This is a genomic window from Pseudorhodoplanes sp. (assembly GCF_059499825.1).
Map to the genome: position 1 here is coordinate 443,819 of NZ_JCABZI010000002.1, position 16,128 is coordinate 459,946.

Annotated in this window: 16 protein-coding genes; 8 read left to right on the forward strand and 8 right to left on the reverse strand. The window is 64.2% G+C overall.

Translation table 11 applies throughout. The features are described from left to right. Positions 1-209: 209 nt before the first annotated feature. From AC5I5I_RS05580 to fliL, 5 genes are all read right to left on the reverse strand, one after another. Positions 210-3,872, reverse strand: a complete 3,663-nt coding sequence (locus AC5I5I_RS05580) for a tetratricopeptide repeat protein (RefSeq protein ID WP_495970720.1) — start codon at positions 3,870-3,872, stop codon at positions 210-212. Positions 3,873-3,950: 78 nt separating this feature from the next. Further along, positions 3,951-4,769: a MotE family protein gene (locus AC5I5I_RS05585; RefSeq protein ID WP_495970722.1), complete on the reverse strand. Its 819-nt coding sequence runs from the start codon at positions 4,767-4,769 to the stop codon at positions 3,951-3,953. Further along, positions 4,766-5,224 carry a DUF6468 domain-containing protein gene (locus AC5I5I_RS05590; protein ID WP_495970724.1) on the reverse strand — a complete coding sequence of 153 codons (459 nt, stop codon included), beginning with the start codon at positions 5,222-5,224 and terminating at the stop codon, positions 4,766-4,768. Before AC5I5I_RS05590 ends, AC5I5I_RS05585 begins: the two co-directional genes overlap by 4 nt. Continuing rightward, positions 5,221-6,417, reverse strand: a complete 1,197-nt coding sequence (fliM, locus tag AC5I5I_RS05595; RefSeq protein WP_495970727.1) for a flagellar motor switch protein FliM — start codon at positions 6,415-6,417, stop codon at positions 5,221-5,223. Before fliM ends, AC5I5I_RS05590 begins: the two co-directional genes overlap by 4 nt. Beyond that, positions 6,414-6,920, reverse strand: a complete 507-nt coding sequence (gene fliL / locus AC5I5I_RS05600; RefSeq protein WP_495970729.1) for a flagellar basal body-associated protein FliL — start codon at positions 6,918-6,920, stop codon at positions 6,414-6,416. Before fliL ends, fliM begins: the two co-directional genes overlap by 4 nt. A gap of 318 nt (positions 6,921-7,238) precedes the next feature. On the opposite strand from fliL, the gene flgF reads away from it, so the two are divergent. The 5 genes from flgF to AC5I5I_RS05625 all read left to right on the forward strand — a co-directional run bounded on the left by flgF (position 7,239) and on the right by AC5I5I_RS05625 (position 10,988). Then, positions 7,239-7,985, forward strand: coding sequence for a flagellar basal-body rod protein FlgF (gene flgF / locus AC5I5I_RS05605; protein ID WP_495758566.1), 747 nt, complete (start codon positions 7,239-7,241; stop codon positions 7,983-7,985). 15 nt (positions 7,986-8,000) lie between these two features. Continuing rightward, complete coding sequence (flgG, locus tag AC5I5I_RS05610; protein WP_495758567.1) at positions 8,001-8,789, forward strand: flagellar basal-body rod protein FlgG; 789 nt, start codon at positions 8,001-8,003, stop codon at positions 8,787-8,789. Positions 8,790-8,801: 12 nt separating this feature from the next. Further along, a complete protein-coding gene (flgA, locus tag AC5I5I_RS05615; RefSeq protein WP_495970732.1) occupies positions 8,802-9,797 on the forward strand; it encodes a flagellar basal body P-ring formation chaperone FlgA in 996 nt (331 codons plus the stop codon). Positions 9,798-9,801: 4 nt separating this feature from the next. After that, positions 9,802-10,551, forward strand: a complete 750-nt coding sequence (flgH, locus tag AC5I5I_RS05620; RefSeq protein WP_495970734.1) for a flagellar basal body L-ring protein FlgH — start codon at positions 9,802-9,804, stop codon at positions 10,549-10,551. Positions 10,552-10,727: 176 nt separating this feature from the next. Next, positions 10,728-10,988: a hypothetical protein gene (locus AC5I5I_RS05625; RefSeq protein ID WP_495970736.1), complete on the forward strand. Its 261-nt coding sequence runs from the start codon at positions 10,728-10,730 to the stop codon at positions 10,986-10,988. On the opposite strand, the gene AC5I5I_RS05630 is transcribed toward AC5I5I_RS05625, so the two are convergent. The 3 genes from AC5I5I_RS05630 to AC5I5I_RS05640 all read right to left on the reverse strand — a co-directional run bounded on the left by AC5I5I_RS05630 (position 10,985) and on the right by AC5I5I_RS05640 (position 13,912). Continuing rightward, positions 10,985-12,793 (reverse strand): monovalent cation:proton antiporter-2 (CPA2) family protein, encoded by a 1,809-nt coding sequence (locus AC5I5I_RS05630; protein WP_495970738.1) that lies wholly within the window; start codon positions 12,791-12,793, stop codon positions 10,985-10,987. The genes AC5I5I_RS05625 and AC5I5I_RS05630 overlap by 4 nt on opposite strands. A 111-nt stretch (positions 12,794-12,904) precedes the next feature. Next, the gene (dksA, locus tag AC5I5I_RS05635; RefSeq protein ID WP_495970740.1) at positions 12,905-13,318 is read right to left on the reverse strand and encodes an RNA polymerase-binding protein DksA; all 414 of its coding nucleotides are present in this window, start codon (positions 13,316-13,318) and stop codon (positions 12,905-12,907) included. 162 nt (positions 13,319-13,480) lie between these two features. After that, positions 13,481-13,912 (reverse strand): flagellar assembly protein FliX, encoded by a 432-nt coding sequence (locus AC5I5I_RS05640; protein ID WP_495970742.1) that lies wholly within the window; start codon positions 13,910-13,912, stop codon positions 13,481-13,483. Between the two features lie 183 nt (positions 13,913-14,095). Between AC5I5I_RS05640 and AC5I5I_RS05645 the strand changes: the two genes are divergently transcribed. From AC5I5I_RS05645 to AC5I5I_RS05655, 3 genes are read left to right on the forward strand one after another with little or no spacing between them, the layout of a single operon-like run. Beyond that, on the forward strand, positions 14,096-15,214 hold the full coding sequence (locus AC5I5I_RS05645; protein ID WP_495970744.1) for a flagellar basal body P-ring protein FlgI: 1,119 nt from the start codon (positions 14,096-14,098) through the stop codon (positions 15,212-15,214). Then, the gene (gene flgJ, locus AC5I5I_RS05650) at positions 15,214-15,585 is read left to right on the forward strand and encodes a flagellar assembly peptidoglycan hydrolase FlgJ (RefSeq protein ID WP_495970746.1); all 372 of its coding nucleotides are present in this window, start codon (positions 15,214-15,216) and stop codon (positions 15,583-15,585) included. The genes AC5I5I_RS05645 and flgJ overlap by 1 nt, the downstream gene beginning before the upstream one ends. After that, complete coding sequence (locus AC5I5I_RS05655; protein ID WP_495970748.1) at positions 15,582-16,025, forward strand: hypothetical protein; 444 nt, start codon at positions 15,582-15,584, stop codon at positions 16,023-16,025. Before flgJ ends, AC5I5I_RS05655 begins: the two co-directional genes overlap by 4 nt. The last annotated feature ends 103 nt before the right edge of the window (positions 16,026-16,128 follow it).

Here is a 16,128-nt window from a genome sequence, read left to right on the forward strand (position 1 = left end):
TGTTGATCGAAGTATTGTCTCGCGTGATTCAACGCAGGCGAATGCATCAACGCTGCGATGCGGAGTAAAGTGCTTTTGATGGAGAGTTGTTGATCGTGCGTTCGATTTGTCGTCGCGCTTGTTAAAGCGCCACGAACAAGAACAACTTCACTTTGGAAATACAATAATCAAAAACTGGGAGCGGCTGTCTGCGATGGAGTGCTGCTGAATCAGCGTCGCGTAATCGACGCAGTCGGTTCCGGGTCGAAGCGGGCCCGCGAGTGATCCTGAAGCTGCTGACGGGTTTCGTCCGGGGACAGAGTCCCGATCTCCGGATAGCGTTCTCGCATATCGCGCAGGAATGTATCGAACGCGCTGAAATTAGTAACGGTCCTCGCGAGCTCGGCGAATTCCGTGCTGTTTGACGCCTGAGGCGCGGTCGCGATCTCGAACGATCGCTTGTCGGGGCTTTCGCGCATCTTGGCTTCGTAGCGCTCTCTCAGGCGCTCGGCGCCGATCGTATCCGCAGCGAGCGAATAGCCGATCGCCGCCCGCAGCACATCGGCGCGCTCGATATCCGACAGCGGCGCGAAGTCCCGCCAGCGTTCGCCATACATGAGTTCGATCTGCTCGGCGGATTCGTTGAAGCGCTTGGCGGACCAGAGAATATCGGAGCGGAGGCGCACCGCCTGGCGATTGTCGATATTCTCGATGACCTCGAGCGCGACGTCATGACGGCCGGTATCCGACAGCGCGCGCGCCTCGAGCAGCAGCCGCAGATTGCGCAGGTCGGTGTTCAGTTCGGCGGAGCGGGTCGCACGCAGGATGCTTTGCGCGCGGGCGGGCTTGTTGTCCATCAGATAGATCACCGCCAGCCTGGTCGCGACATACGCGCGCGCGGCGCCCTGCAGCCGGTTGTCGATCTGATGCTGAAGCAGTTCCGCTGCCTGCGGCAGCAGGTCCACCGAAACCAGGCGATCTGCGAGTCGGCGGATCATCTCGTCGCCACGGCGCCCGATCGGGGTCAGTTCGCGGAAATCGTAGAACAGTCCCAGCGCCTCGATCGCGGGCAATGCGTCGCCTCGCCCGGCGAGGAAAAGGGAGTCGAAGGTCACCGCGGCCTCGTCATAGATGCGGCGACTCGCTTGCGCGTTGGGATGTGCCTTGAGGGCCGAGCGCATCACATAGAACGCATCGCGGTAGCGCTGCTCCTCGGTGTAGAGCCGCGCCAATTTCTGCAACGCCTCGATTTCGGTGTCGTCGCCGCGCCAGACCGTCGTCAATGTCTCAAGTTCGCCTATCAGATCGGCGCGTTTCAGGTCGCCGGTGTCATAGCGCAGCGACAGACTGCGCAATTGTCCCTGCGCCGCGGACGGGCGGTCGTCCGAATCCGCAGCCTGACGGAAATAGCGCAGCGCCTCGGCGTTCTTGCCGAGACCCTGGGCGAGACGGCCCTGCAGGACCGCCATGGCCGGTTGCATCTCGGTGGCCGAGCCGACGGTCTGGAACTCGCTCAACAGATGCTGTGCGATTTCGTAATCGCGCACCTCGATGGCTGCCCGCAGCGCCTCCTTCAGAGCGACGCGCTGCAGCTCCAGCGGAAGCGTTGTAATGGCGCCCTGAGCGCTCTTGAACCCGCGCGAGGCCTGTTCCCACTTGCCGAGCCGGGCCTGAGCGACGGCGCGCCACAGCGGCGCATCAAGCTGGTCGCCGAGCATCGGATGATTGAGCTCCTTCAGCGCATCCTCGGGCCGGTTCAACATGAGCGTTGTGATGGCCCGCAGCACGAGGGCGGACGGATCGCTGGCGGTCGGGCCCTCTTCGGACAGCGCGACATCCAGAACGCCCTTGGCCTCGGGGAACATGTCGCGCGACAGGAAGAACCGGGCCAGTTCGAGCCGCGGGATATTGCGTTTGGATTCGCCCATGTCGGCGGCAGCCGCGGTGAGCTTGTTCTGACGCTCGGTGATGTCGGACTGGCGGTCGAAGCCCCAGAGTTGCGGATCGAACACCATCGACTTGTGAACCGATGCCGAACGCGCTGCGGCCCCCGGTCCCGACAATGTCAGGCCGCCCGGCCGGGCAATGACGATATTGTCCGGGACCAGTTCGACCTGCACGTCGTCTGCGAGCGGCTGCAGCGCCACGCCATGCGTGGACGCGAGCGCGCGGAATTCCACGAAATCCTGTGGCTTGATGAAGCCGCGCGCCGGCCCGGGCGCCGTCACCACCAGCAGGCTGTCGCCCATTTCGGGATCGGCGATGCGATGCAGTTCGCGCGCCTGTTCCAGAGGAATCGAAATGCTTGGGCGCGCCGCATTGGCCATGGTCCGATCGACCGACAGGGGCGCGCTTGGGATGGCAATGGAATCGCCGACGGTAATCGTCCAGGTGTTGCCTTCCGCTGTCGCACCGACCAGTCTTGGGCGGTCCAGCATCAGCCGGACCACGTAGCCGTCTGGCAATGCCGTGCCCAATGCGTGGCGGATCATGCCGCCCGAACCGGTTTCGAGATCCGGCAGCGCGATCGGACTGCGCGCGTCGAAGACCATCCACAAGGTGCCGGCACGCCGGAAGATCGCGGCCGGGGTCGGAACCGGGAATGGAAAGGTCAGACGCAGATTGTCTGCCTGACGACCGACCTCGACGTTGACCTGACTGTTGCCATCAGCGGGTGCCACTCCAAGCGCAGGCGCGATGGCAGGCCGCGGCGCTGGCGCGGTTGCGTCACGCGGCGTAGGTGCGACTGCGGGACGCGATGGATTCTCGGGCGCGGGTTTGGCCGCCGGTTGGCGCTGACTGTCAGCGGGAGCCGGCGCCGCAGCCACGCGCGGTGCCGCAACCGCGGCCGCAGCGGCAGCCTTCGGGGGCGATGCGGCTCGGGCCGCCTCGGGAACAGGTGCAGCAGCGGGCGGTGGGGCAACCCCCTGCTCCGCCTTCGCCGCTTGCGGTGCCGCGGCGGCAATGGTCTGCGGGGGTTCCGCGCCGGCGAGCGGGCTGCCCTTCTTCGCAACCTCACTCATCAACTGCGAGACGTCGTCGGTACGAGCGGGGGCCACCGCTTCCTTGGCATCCGAACTTCCAACATCGAGGACGTAATTCTTGTCCTCGCGGAACGTGCGAATATCGGCCTTGCCATTCAGCACGAAGCGGACCGCAACCGTATCGGCCTGATCGAAGCTCTCGACCGCCTTCACCGTACCCGGCAGCCTGGCCTTGAGGTCGCCGAAATCGAACTTCAGCCGGGCGGCAAATTTTAGCGTGATGTCGCTGGTGCCACGATCGGCGGACACCGGGATCACATCGGGAAGCTCGAACACGTAGCGTGTGAAGGTCGGCTGTGTCGCGACCCGGATGCGCGCCGGCAGCTCTTCGCGCCTGGCGCTGTCGCGCTGCGCGCGCATGGACCGTTCCGCCAGCCGCGCCCGGCGCGACAATTCCTCGATCACCTCTTTCGGCAAGCCAGGCGCCAAGCCTTTCCATGTCTCCGGCAACAGATCGATGTAGAGGCGTTCACCTGCAGCCATCGAATTGACCGTCGCCTTGCGGCTGAGTGCGAGACGAAATCCTCTGCCGTCCGGATCGCGGCGGGCGGCACCGATGATATTCGACGCGCTATGCGTCAGCTTCTCGATGCCGGCATCGACCGGCCGCTTGAAATGGACGACGACGATGTTGCCCGCGACGTGGACGTCGGACTCCACCTCCTCCGCCAGATGCACGAGAATGCGGACGAAGCCTTGCGACATTTCGACATGAACGTCGCCGCCGACGGTCTGTGCATGCGCAGTAAGATTGGTGCAGGCAGCGATCGCCACGGCGCAAAGCACCGTACGCATCGGACGCACCCGCCCGATCCGCGTCAACCGGCAGATCGCATTGAGAACGGTCATCTACGCTCGCGCCGTGGTCGGCTCCTACAGGCCTGAACCCTACCCGCGGGGGCATTAAACGAGCGTTAACCGTGCAGCTTAAGAACCGCTCGGACGGCCCTCGATCTTGGGCAGTTCCTGCTTCGTTGGCGTATGGCCATCGCCGGCCGGGCGGCTGGCTAGCTCGACCGTAAGGCGCTGCGCCGCCTCAGGCGACATCTGCGCCAGAATGTCGGACATGCGGCGCGGCTGAATCAGTTTGGCGACCTCGGTCGCCAGCTTCAGGTCGAGCCCGTCGAAGATTTTCGCGGCATCCTTGGCTTTCATGCTCTCGTACATGGTGACGAGATTCTTCAACCGGTGCAGCTCCACTTCTTCCCTCTGCTGGGTGGCAGCGACGATCCGCTCCTCGGCCTGCTTCAGCTCGCCGAGACGCTCTTCCAGCTTCTTCTCGGCGGCCTTGAGCAGGGTGTCGCGCATCTCCAGCTCGCTCTGGCGCTTCTCGAGCTCCTTGCGCCGTTCCGACAGCCGTTCCAGCAAGGCTCGTTCGGACGGCGAGACGTTGGTGGACTCAAGCTGCACCACGGTGCCGCCCGGCGTTTTCGGCGGCGTCGCCGGCACTTTCGGAGCGGGTGCATCCTTGGCTGGCTCCCGACTGGCGCCGACCGAACCGGTCACATCCGGATAGCCGAACACGTCCTGCGCCCAGGACTTGGGACGCTGCTGCTCCGATCCTGGCTGCGACGGCCGCGTGACCACGGTCGCTTCACGAAGCGCGCGGTCGCTCTTCGCCTGATGACCGGCACCGAGCGTATAGCCGCCGGCCATTATGATGCCGGTCACCTTGAGCAGAAACAGCCCGGTGGCCGCGACCAGCACGATCGGGACAAGACGCACACGATGCAGCAGATGGGTCATGCCGCCTGACCATTGGCGCGGGCGCGGGCCCGGTCAGCAAAGGCCTGGGCCGCGGCAGCGACGGCCTTTGCATCATTCGCCGGCGGCGGTGCGGGCTCCGGCTCCAACTGGGCATCGCCGCCAAGGAGATTGTTGGCATAGGCGATCTTGCGCAGCCGGCTCAGCACATCCTCGCCGGCGTTCAGGCTCGTGGCCATCGCCTTGCAATAGGCCTCGGCTTCGCGCAACCGCGCGCCCAGCGTGCCTTCGGCCTCGTTGGCGGTCAGCTTCAGGCCGGCGATCGCCCTTTCGGCGCGTTCCGTCGCCAGCACCAGTTCGGTCACGCTCGCCTTCATCAGCTTTTCGTCGGCCTTGAGCCGTTCGATCTGCTTGTTCAGCCGCGCGCAATAGAGAATCGTTAACAGCAGCAGGATCGCCACCAGCGATTCAATGGTCAGTCCGAATCCGTAGCTCACGGTGCCTCCACGCGCTTTTTGGTGTCGTCGGCATTCTCGAACATGGCGTAAGTCATCTTCGGCTTGCGGAGCGGCTTGGCCACCCGCACCGAGACCCGATCGCCGACACGGCCCATGCGCCCCTCGGTCAGAGGAACATCGCCGCAGCGCAAGGTGATCATTGCATCGGGACGGATTTCGAGCGGCAGCGTATCGCCGACCTTCAGCCCCATCATCTGGCGCAGCGGCAAACGCTGCTCGTACAGCACCGCATCGACGCTGATTTCGGCCTGGCCGATCTCGGTCGCCAGATGCTCTTCCCAGATCTGGTCGCGGCCGAACTTCTCGCCCATGAACATCTGCAGCAGGACGCCACGGATCGGTTCGATGGTCGCATAGGGCAGAAGCAACTCGGCGCTGCCGCCGCGGTCTTCCATGTCGATGCGCAAGCGCACCAGGATCGCCGCATTGGCTGGGCGCGTGATGGCAGCGAAGCGCGGATTGCTCTCGATCCGGTCGATGTTGAAGCGGACCGGCGACAGCGGTTTGAACGCCTGTTCCGCATCGGCGAGAATGACCTCGACCATGCGCTTGACCAGGCTGGTTTCGATCGTGGTGTAGGGCCGGCCTTCGACCCGCATCGCGCCGGAGCCGCGCCGCCCACCGAGCAGCACATCGATCATCGAATAGATCAGGCTGGAATTGACCGTGAACAGCCCGAAATTGTCCCATTCCTCGGCCTTGAACACGGCCAGGATCGCCGGCAGCGGGATCGAGTTGATGTAGTCGCCGAAGCGCACCGATGTGATGCGATCGAGCGAGACCTCGACATTGTCGGAGGTGAAATTGCGCAAGGACGTCGTCAGCAGCCGGACCAGCCGGTCGAAGACGATTTCGAGCATCGGCAGACGCTCGTAGGACACCATCGCGGAATCGATGATGGCGCGAATGCCGGAATTGTCGTTGAAGTTGACGTCGGCGAGGCTGAAACCGAGCAGCCCGTCGATCTCCTCCTGATTGAGAACGCGCTCCGACGAGGTCTTCTGGCTGAGCTTGTTCTCGTCGACCATCGCGGCCCATTGGTCGCTGATGCCGGACGCGCTTGCGGGCCTGCTCGCCGAAGGCGGCGGCGACGTGGTGACGTCGGACTCGCCGCCGGGGTCGGCGGGAAGCCCCCAATCCGCTGCGACCGGTTCCTGATCGGATGTCGTCACTGGACCACGATTTCCTTGAACAGAACGGCGTTAACGCGGTTCGGTGCGATCGCGTAGTTGACGCGCCGGGTCAGTTCTTCCTTCAGGCGGTAAAGACCGGCCGAGCCGTCGAGATCGGTCGGCCGCAATTCCCGCAGGTAGGTCTGGAAGGAATCCATCACCCTCGGCATCACCGGCTGCACTTGCTGGACCATCGCGGCATCGGGCAATTCGAGGACGATCTTCACCTTCAGATATTGCGGCCGGTCGGCGCCGGTATTCGAAAGATTGACGAGCGTATCGGGCAGATCGAGGAAAGCCGGCGGCTTCACCACGGGCGCGGCCACCACCGGTTCAGGCTTCTTCTTCATCATGAAGAAGGCCGCCCCGCCGCCGCCGCCCAGCACCAGCAAAGCCGCGGCGCCGATCACGATCAGCTTCTTTTTCGACTTCGGAGCCGCCGCCGACTTCGCGGCATCGTCGGCCGGCTCCTCGGCTTCGGCGCGCTTCTTCTTGTCGGCCATGACATATGCCCCCTGTGGCGCGGGCTTGCCATGAAGCCGTCGCAACCTGTGCGAGGACGTTACGGCCACGATGGTTAACGAAAACTTTCCAACCGGCGCCAGCCAGGAACTTTTTGCCGGGTCGGCCCTGCCGGAATTGCCGTCGCGCCGGCCCCTCCGTGAGCGGGATTTTAGCTAAACCTTTGTTTCTTCGAAACAATCCGACTTGGCACGGCCGCTGCAGAGTATTCGCTGTCCGCGGGCTTGGGAGAGCCGGCGGAAACTGCGGATGACCGCCTCGGGAGGGTGATCGCCGCGGCGGGCTTGGGGAGAACTCTGATGGGGAATGCTCTTCTGATCGGGTTGTCGCGGCAGATGTCGCTGCGGCGCGAACTCGATGTGGTGTCGAACAACATCGCCAACATCAACACCACCGGCTTCAAGGGCGGCATGGCGGTGTTCGAAGAAATCACGATGCCGGCCGCGCGCCACAATGACTTCGCGCATGCCGATCGAAAGATGTCGTATGTACACGACCGCTCGACCTGGCATGACCTGAGCCAGGGTCCGATGCGCCAGACCGGCAATCCGCTCGATGTCGCGATCGATGGCAAGGCCTTCATGGTCGTGCAGACACCGAACGGCGAACGCTACACCCGCAACGGGTCGTTTCAGATCAACGCGGCTGGCGAACTGATCACCTCCGAAGGACACAAGGTGCTGGGCGAATCCGGCGCGATCCAGTTCCAGGTCAACGACAAGGACATCACGATCAGCCGGGACGGCACCATTGCCGTGCCGGAGGGCGTGCGCGGCAAACTGCGGCTTGTCGAATTCGCGAGCACGCATCGTTTGAATAAAGACGGCTCTTCCAACTTTTCCGCACCCGCGGATATGCAGCCGACCCCTGCCCAATTCCCCAATGTCATCCAGTCCGCGCTCGAGCAATCCAACGTCAAGGCGATCGTCGAAATGACCCGGATGATCGAGGTCAGCCGCCAATACACCCAGGTTGCCGACCTCCTGCAGAAGCACGGCGATACCCGGCGTTCGGCAATCGAGCGCCTGGCCGAAGTACCGGCGTAACAACGAGGACCTCTGATGCGAGCGCTTCACACCGCTGCGACCGGAATGATGGCCCAGGAACTCAACGTCCAGGTCATCTCCAACAACATCGCGAACATGCGCACGACCGGCTACAAGCGGCAACGCGCAGAGTTTCAGGATCTGCTCTACGAGCAGGTGCGGCGGGTCGGCACGCAGACATCGGAACAGGGCAATATCCTGCCGTCCGGCGTCGAACTCGGCTCCGGCGTCAAGACGGTGGGCACGCCGCGCCTGATGACACAGGGCGCGATCCTGACCACCGGCAAGGAAACCGACGTCGCCATCCGCGGCGAAGGCTTCTTCCCTATCACGATGGCCGACGGCCGCACCGCCTATACGCGCGATGGCTCGTTCGCGATCGACGCCACCGGCCGTCTGGTCACCGCCCAGGGCAATCTGGTGCAGCCGGCGATCACGATCCCGGTCAATTCATCCGGACTGACGATCAACGCGCAGGGCCAGGTCATGGTCACGCCGCCCGGATCGACCACGCCGACGCAAGCCGGGCAGATTCAGGTCGCGGTGTTCGTCAACAAGTCAGGCCTGCAGGGCATCGGCGACAACCTGTTTCTGGAAACGCCGTCATCCGGCACGCCGCAACTCGGAACCCCGAGCACGCTCGGTTTCGGCAGCCTGCTGCAGAGCTCGCTCGAGCAGGCCAACGTCGAGGCCGTCAGCGAAATCTCCGACCTGATTGCCGCGCAACGCGCCTACGAAATGAACGCCAAGGTCGTGTCCGCCGCCGACCAGATGCTGCAATCCACCTCCGGCATGATGCGATAAGGAGCAGGACCGATGCTGACGCGACTTGCAACGCTGGCCGCTATCGTGCTCGCCACTACGTCCGCCACCGCGCAGACGCTGCGGCCGACCGTCCTCGTCTCCGGCGAACTCGTCCGCATCGGCGATCTGGTTGCCGATGTCGCTTCGGCCAAGGCCGACATCGCGGTGTTTCGCGCCCCTGACCTCGGTCAGACCGGCAGTGTCCGGATCGCACATGTGATCGAGGCGCTGCGGCCCCACAATGTCGCCGTCGATCCCGACGGCCTGTCGGAAGTGTCGGTGACCCGCGCCAGTCGCATGGTCGGTGCGAACGAGATCAAGCACCGGGTCGCCGAAATTGCCGCGGAACGGCTGCGCCTCTCCGAGGTCGCGAACATCGCCGTCGAGCTCGACGTACCGGCGCCGACGCTGCATCTGGATCCGACGCAATCGGGGCCGCTGGTCCCGGCACGAGTGACATTCGAACCGCGCGGCGGCCGGTTCGACATGACGCTGCGGGCCGGCGCGTCGCAGATCCGTGTCACCGGCACCGCCCAGGAGACCCTCGAGGCCGTGGTGCTCGCCCGCCCGATTGCGCGCGGAGAGGTGCTGCGGGATACCGACGTCGCCATCGAACGGCGGCCGAAATCCGAAGTGCAGGCTGACAGCGTCCGTGCACTGGAGGCCGCGATCGGAATGGCGTTGCAGCAGAACGTGCGTGCCGGTCAGGTGATCCGCAGCACCGATCTCTCACGTCCTCAGCTGGTCAAGCGCAACGAGCCGGTGCTGATCGTCTACGAGGTGCCGGGCATCGTGCTGACCGCGCGCGGGAAAGCCGAGGACGTCGGCGCGCTCGGCGATACCGTCAACGTCCTGAACATCCAGTCCAAGCGCGTGATCCAGGGCGTCGTGACCGGGCCGGCTCAGATCACGGTGACGTCGCTGACACCGCGCATCGTGAGCGCGATGCAGAACCACAACACCAATTCGGACGCCACCTCGCGTAACGCCACCATCAAGGCAGAGTAAAGTCATGCCCGTTTTTCGTTCGCCGCTGCGAAACCTCCGCGTTGTCATGGTTGCAGCATTGCTTGGCGGCTGTTCTTCGATCGATCGCCTGAAAACGATCGGCGAAGCACCCCCGCTCTCCCCGATCGACAACCCCACCACCGCGCCAGGCTACAAGCCGGTGCAGATGCCGATGCCAATGCCGCAACCGGCCTCGTTCAACCCGAACTCGCTGTGGCGAAACGGCTCGCGCGCCTTTTTCAAGGATCAGCGCGCCCACCAGGTCGGCGACATCCTGACCGTGAAGGTCAAGATCGACGACAAAGCCAAGGTCGAGAACGAGACGCAGCGCCGGCGCACGGCGGGCGACGAAGCAGCCGTGAGGGATTTCCTTGGCAAGACCGCGCTGCCCGGGCTGATCAAGGCGCAGGTTCCGAGCACGCTGATCGCCACTGAATCCCTCACCACGATGGACGGCAAGGGCAACACCGATCGCAAGGACGAAATCAATACAAATATTGCCGGCGTGGTCACGCAGGTGCTCCCGAACGGCAACCTCGTGATCGAAGGCCGTCAGGAAGTGCGCGTCAATTTCGAAGTGCGCGAGCTGGTCGTCGCCGGCGTCGTGCGACCGGAAGACATCGAGAGCGACAACACCATCGAATCGACCAAGATCGCGCAGGCCCGCATCGCCTACGGCGGACGCGGCCAGCTCACCGACATGCAGCAGCCCCGTTACGGACAGCAGGTCATGGATATCCTGCTGCCGTTCTAGCGGTCGGCACCACGCGCTTCGGCGGCCCGCCGAGATGACATGAGCTCCCACGCCGACCTGGCTATACGTCGGGAAGGCGATATGACGCGGCCTCCGGCACACTCCCCGCCGGAGGCCGCGCTCGCTTTGTCTGCCACGCTTGTTATGGTTGCGCCGGCCGGAGGAATAATCTTGCCATGCATATCCTGATGTTCGTCGCCATCGGCGTCGCATTGCTTGCCGTCATGCATTACGGACCGCGCTTCGCAGGGCTCATCTTTGACGGCAGCTGGTATTTCATCTGGATCTGGCTGGTGGTTTCCATTCTGAACGGACTCTATGGTCATGTCCGGGTCGGAATTCCGGTGCTCAACGAGATCGGCGCCTTCATCCCGATCTTCGGGATTCCGGCAGCGCTCGCGTGGTACCTGATGCGCCGCGGGTCGCCCCTCGACTAGACCTGATCGAGCGGCGGCTGCTCGCCCAGAACGCGGCCCGCCTGTTTCGGCTTGGTGAACGGCGTCGGCTTCGGCACGTTGCCATGCATCAGATCGCGGCCGGAGCCGAAACCGCCAGCGACCTCCAGGGCAAAACGTTCGGCATCGCGCCGGCGCAGTTCGTCTGCGATCTCCGCAGCCTCGGCGTCCGGAACGCCGAGTTCGCGCAGCGCCATCTCGCCGAACTTCATCGCCGATTCGAAGGTTTCGCGAACCTGCGTCTCGACGCCATGATGCACGAGTTCGAGCGCGTGCTCGCGATCAAATGAACGCACCATCAGCTTCGCTTGAGGAAAATCGTCCATGACGATTTCCGCGATACGTGTCGCGGAATGGCGGCTGTCGACGCAGACCGCAATCAGCTTTGCCTTGCGGGCCCCCGACGATTCCAGCAGGTCGAGCCTCGCACCGTCGCCGTAATAGACCTTGAAGCCGAAATCGGCGGCGCTGCGGATCATCTCGGTGTCGTTGTCGATGATCGTCACGTCATAGCCGCGCGCGAGCAATGACTGACTGGCGACCTGCCCGAAGCGGCCGAAACCGATGATCAACACACTGGCCGCGAGATCGCGCGGTTCTTCGACGCCATCGAGCGATTGCGCGCGTTTTGGCGTCAGCCAGCGAAGCGCGATGACGGCGATGGGCGTCAGCGCCATCGAAATGATCACCACCGTGGTCATGAGCGCGTTGACGCGGCCGGTGAAGATGCCCGCGGCTGCGGCGGCCGAATACAGCACGAACGCGAATTCGCCGCCCTGCGAGAACAGCGCCGCGCGGTAGATCGCCTCGTGGTTCGGCGCCTTGAACAGCCGCGCCACGACATAGATGCCGATCGACTTCACGACCATGTAGATGATGACGCCGGCGATCATGAAGCGCCAGTCAGTCATCAGCACCGAGAGATCGAGCGACATGCCGACGCCGATGAAAAACAGGCCCAGCAGGATGCCGCGAAACGGCTCGATATCGGCTTCGAGCTGGTGACGAAACGACGATTCCGACAGCATCACGCCGGCCACGAAAGCACCCATCGCCATCGACAGGCCGGCGACCTGCATCAGCAGCGCGGAGCCGAGCACGACCAGCAAGGCGGCGGCGGTCATCACTTCTCGCGCGCGCGCGGCTGCGAGCAGCGCGAAGACCGGATTGAGCAGCCAGCGTCCAGCCGCAAGCAGGACGATCACCGCCGCAATCGCGATGACGATCGAGAGCCATGCCGGCTCCCCGCTGCCCTCGCCGCCCGGCGCAAGAAGGGCAACCAGCGCCAGCAGCGGCACGATGGCGAGATCCTCCAGCAGCAGGATCGAGATCATGCGCTGGCCTTCCGGACTGCCGGTGTCGCCGCGCTCGTTGAGGACCTGAGCGACAACGGCGGTGGAGGTCAGGACGAAACCCATGGCAGCGAAGAAGGCGACCTTCGGCGCAAGCCCGAACACCATTCCGACGCCGGTCAGCAACAGTCCGCAAAACGCGACCTGAGCGAGACCGAGCCCGAAGATTTCGCGGCGCAATCCCCATAACCGCGATGGCTGCATCTCCAGTCCGATCAGGAACAGGAACATCACCACGCCCAGTTCGGCCACATGCAGGATGGCCTGGGGATGCGTGAAGAGTTGGAGTCCGAATGGCCCGATCACCAGGCCCGCGGCGAGATAGCCGAGGACCGAACCGAGGCCGAGTCGCATGAAGACCGGGGCGGCGATCACACCGGCGCCGAGCAGCGCAACAACCTGGATCAGTTCGGTGCTCGTCTCAGCCGCGGCCATGCTCTGCCCTGCGTTGCGCAGTCCAGCACCTGCGGGAGCGAACCTGAATTGTCAATCAAGCGCCGCGCCCGATGAGAAACGGACCGTTCTGAGCGGCGCGCAGGAAAGCCCTCAATCGTCGCGATAGACGCGCTCGCGCCGCTCATGGCGCTCCTGCGCCTCGATCGACAAGGTCGCGATCGGACGGGCCTCGAGGCGGCGCAGCGAGATCGGCTCGCCGGTTTCCTCGCAATAGCCGTAGGTTCCTTCGTCGATCCGCGCGAGTGCGGCATCGATCTTTGCGATCAGCTTGCGCTGACGATCGCGGGCGCGCAATTCGATTGCACGATCTGTTTCGGAGGACGCGCGGTCGGCGAGATCCGGATGGTTCTGGTTCTCATCCTGCAGATGCTGCAGGGTCTCGCGCGCCTCTTTGAGGATATCCTCTTTCCAGGCCAGAAGCTTTGCGCGGAAATAATCGCGCTGCTTCTCGTTCATGAACGGCTCTTTTTCCGTAGGCCGGTAGTCCTTCAGCTTAGCCGACATTCCGTTCTACTCCCGCGTGCGCGAGTCACCCCTTCACGCGGGCGAGCTTATAGCGAGGCACGCTGGGCCCTACAACTGCGATTTATTCTGCGATGCCGCAGAGTATGTCATAATATGTACTTGGAATCGCACAACTTTAGAGCACGACCGGCCCGCAAGCGGTCAGCGGCGGGATAACTTGGCAATCTCGACCTGAACCCTCAGATCGATCTCGGCCATAACCCGATCCAAACCCGGCTCGCCGGTGTCCGAGGTCAGGTCGGCTGCCGCCGCCTTGAGCCGGTTGAGCGCCGGCTGGTCAAGCGAACCGGTCAGAACGCCAACCTTCAGGGCATCCAGCGCATCCAGGGCGGTTTGCCCCCGCCGCACGGCCCGCTTGCGGCGCTCGGTCTTGTCTTCGACCCCCTGCAGCGCGACCAGAACGTCGAGCCCGGAGATCGCCTGCAGATGTCCGGCCCCCGACCGGGTTGCACCGCTTGCGCCGTCGCCGAGCGAAAACCCCCCGCCGCCGGCGCGACGGGCCAGCGGGGCATCCCGCATCGTCGAATGGGTCGAACTGGCTGAAACTCGCATGCCGTGAGCTTGGACCGTCATGGTTAACCAAGCGTAAATCGTGCGGCAAAAGCTGCCGGGCGGCGGCAGGCCGTGCCGCCTCCAAGCCGGTCGGACTGCCGGGCGGATTTCGAAAAACCATTACGTATCAATGCGTTGATGCCAGCGGACGGTCTGGCACGCCGCTCGCATTGTACTCCGCGAGGTCCGGCCCTCGTGGGGAGCATGATGTCGAGGACATTTGAAATTGCGCGCGCCGCGTTTACGGCCCTGGTGCTGATCGCTGTTGCGGGTCCGGCCGAAGCCACGTCCCGCATCAAGGATCTCGCCAATGTCGAGGGCGTCCGCCAGAACCAGCTGATCGGTTACGGACTGGTTGTCGGCCTGAACGGCACCGGCGACACCCTCAACAATATTCCGTTCACCCGCCAGTCGCTGCAGGCGATGCTGGAACGGCTCGGCGTCAACATCCGCGGCCAGCAATTGCGCACCGGCAATGTCGCCGCGGTGATGGTGACGGCAAATCTGCCGCCCTTCGGCACCCAGGGCACCCGCATCGACGTGACCGTCTCCGCCCTGGGCGATGCCAAAAGCCTGCAGGGCGGCACCGTGCTGGTGACCCCCCTGCTCGGCGCCGACGGCAATGTCTACGCGGTGGCGCAAGGCTCGGTCGCGATCGCCGGTTTCCAGGCCGAGGGTGAAGCCGCCAAGATCACCCGCGGCGTGCCGACGGTCGGCCGCATTTCCAACGGCGCCATCATCGAGCGCGAGATCGACTTCCAGCTCAACCGGCTCAACAAGGTGCGGCTGGCGCTGCGCAATCCGGATTTCACGACTGCGAAGCGGATCGCCGCCGCGATCAACGACTTCATGGGCTCGGCGACCGCCGAGCCGCTCGATCAGTCGACCGTGCAGCTCACCCTGCCGGGCAAGAGCGACAGCAACATGGTCGCGCTGCTGACCGAAATCGAGCAATTGCAGATCGAACCGGATCTCACCGCCAAGATCGTGATCGACGAGCGGTCCGGCGTGATCGTCATGGGACGCGACGTCCGGGTGTCCACCGTCGCGGTCGCTCAGGGCAATCTCACCGTGACGATTTCGGAAGCGCCGCAAGTCAGCCAGCCGGCGCCGTTCTCGGAGGGGCAGACGGTGGTGGTGCCGCGGACTCAGGTCGGCGTGCAGGAAGACGGCCGCAAGCTTGCGATCGTGCGCGCCGGCGTCTCGCTGCAGCAACTCGTGGACGGATTGAATGCACTGGGCCTGAGCCCGCGCGACCTGATCGCCATCCTGCAGGCGATCAAGGCCGCCGGTGCGATCCAGGCCGATATCGAGGTGATGTGATGAGCACTGCTTTTGACCTGAATACGGCATCGAGCGTGAAGTCGGTCGCGGCCCTTCTCGCCGCGCAGCAGCAGCTCGGTGACGCCAAGTCGCCTGCTGTCAAAAACGCCAAGGCCCGCCAGGCGTCGGAAGACTTCGAGGCGGTTTATCTCAACACGATGTTCAGCCAGATGTTCACGGCCATGGATGGCGAAGGCCCGATGGGCGGCAGCAAGACGCTCGGCGTCTGGCGCTCATTCCTGACCGACGAATACGCGAAGACGTTCGCCAAACAGGGCGGCGTCGGGATCGCACCGGAGGTCTATCGCACATTGATGGCGCAGCAGGAGGACCGTAGCGCCGGCGGCGCAGCGGCAGAGGCACGACCATGACAGCGCATCCGCAACCTGGCATCGTCATGTCGGACCTGACAGCGACGATGGACGACATCCTGCGCATCGTTGCACAGGAAACCGAACTGGTGCGGGCCGGCAAGCTCGCCCAGGCGACGCAGCTCCAGGCCGAAAAAGCGGATCTGGCGAACCGCTATTATGCCGGGACCAGCCATCTCAAGGCGACGCTGTCGGCATTGGGGCCGCAACACGAGCCGTCGCTCGCCGAGCTGCGGCGCAGACATGAGGAATTTCGGGCCCTGCTGCAGATCAATCTGACCGTCCTCGCCACCGCGCATGCGGTGTCGGAAGGCATCATGCGCGGTGTCTCGGACCAGCTCGCACGCAAGAGCGCGCCCTCGACCTATGGCGCGACTGGCCGGACCAATGCACCGGGTGCAAGCGCCGGGCAGCCGCTCGCTGTCAGCCGCGTCCTATGATGGCTCACGTCGCGTAACGCGAATCAATGCAGGTTTATCCAATCTCCTAACAGCAAGTTAAAGTCCCGGTACTAGCGTCCCGTCATCCCGCTCTGGTTCGTGC

Coding starts and splice junctions, on each gene's coding strand:
- AC5I5I_RS05580 (WP_495970720.1), bottom strand. CDS start 3,872: ATGACCGTTCTCAATGCGATCTGCCGGTTGACGCGGATCGGGCGGGTG.
- AC5I5I_RS05585 (WP_495970722.1), bottom strand. CDS start 4,769: ATGACCCATCTGCTGCATCGTGTGCGTCTTGTCCCGATCGTGCTGGTC.
- fliL (WP_495970729.1), bottom strand. CDS start 6,920: ATGGCCGACAAGAAGAAGCGCGCCGAAGCCGAGGAGCCGGCCGACGAT.
- flgF (WP_495758566.1), top strand. CDS start 7,239: ATGGGGAATGCTCTTCTGATCGGGTTGTCGCGGCAGATGTCGCTGCGG.
- flgG (WP_495758567.1), top strand. CDS start 8,001: ATGCGAGCGCTTCACACCGCTGCGACCGGAATGATGGCCCAGGAACTC.
- flgA (WP_495970732.1), top strand. CDS start 8,802: ATGCTGACGCGACTTGCAACGCTGGCCGCTATCGTGCTCGCCACTACG.
- flgH (WP_495970734.1), top strand. CDS start 9,802: ATGCCCGTTTTTCGTTCGCCGCTGCGAAACCTCCGCGTTGTCATGGTT.
- AC5I5I_RS05625 (WP_495970736.1), top strand. CDS start 10,728: ATGCATATCCTGATGTTCGTCGCCATCGGCGTCGCATTGCTTGCCGTC.
- AC5I5I_RS05630 (WP_495970738.1), bottom strand. CDS start 12,793: ATGGCCGCGGCTGAGACGAGCACCGAACTGATCCAGGTTGTTGCGCTG.
- dksA (WP_495970740.1), bottom strand. CDS start 13,318: ATGTCGGCTAAGCTGAAGGACTACCGGCCTACGGAAAAAGAGCCGTTC.
- AC5I5I_RS05640 (WP_495970742.1), bottom strand. CDS start 13,912: ATGACGGTCCAAGCTCACGGCATGCGAGTTTCAGCCAGTTCGACCCAT.
- AC5I5I_RS05645 (WP_495970744.1), top strand. CDS start 14,096: ATGATGTCGAGGACATTTGAAATTGCGCGCGCCGCGTTTACGGCCCTG.
- flgJ (WP_495970746.1), top strand. CDS start 15,214: ATGAGCACTGCTTTTGACCTGAATACGGCATCGAGCGTGAAGTCGGTC.
- AC5I5I_RS05655 (WP_495970748.1), top strand. CDS start 15,582: ATGACAGCGCATCCGCAACCTGGCATCGTCATGTCGGACCTGACAGCG.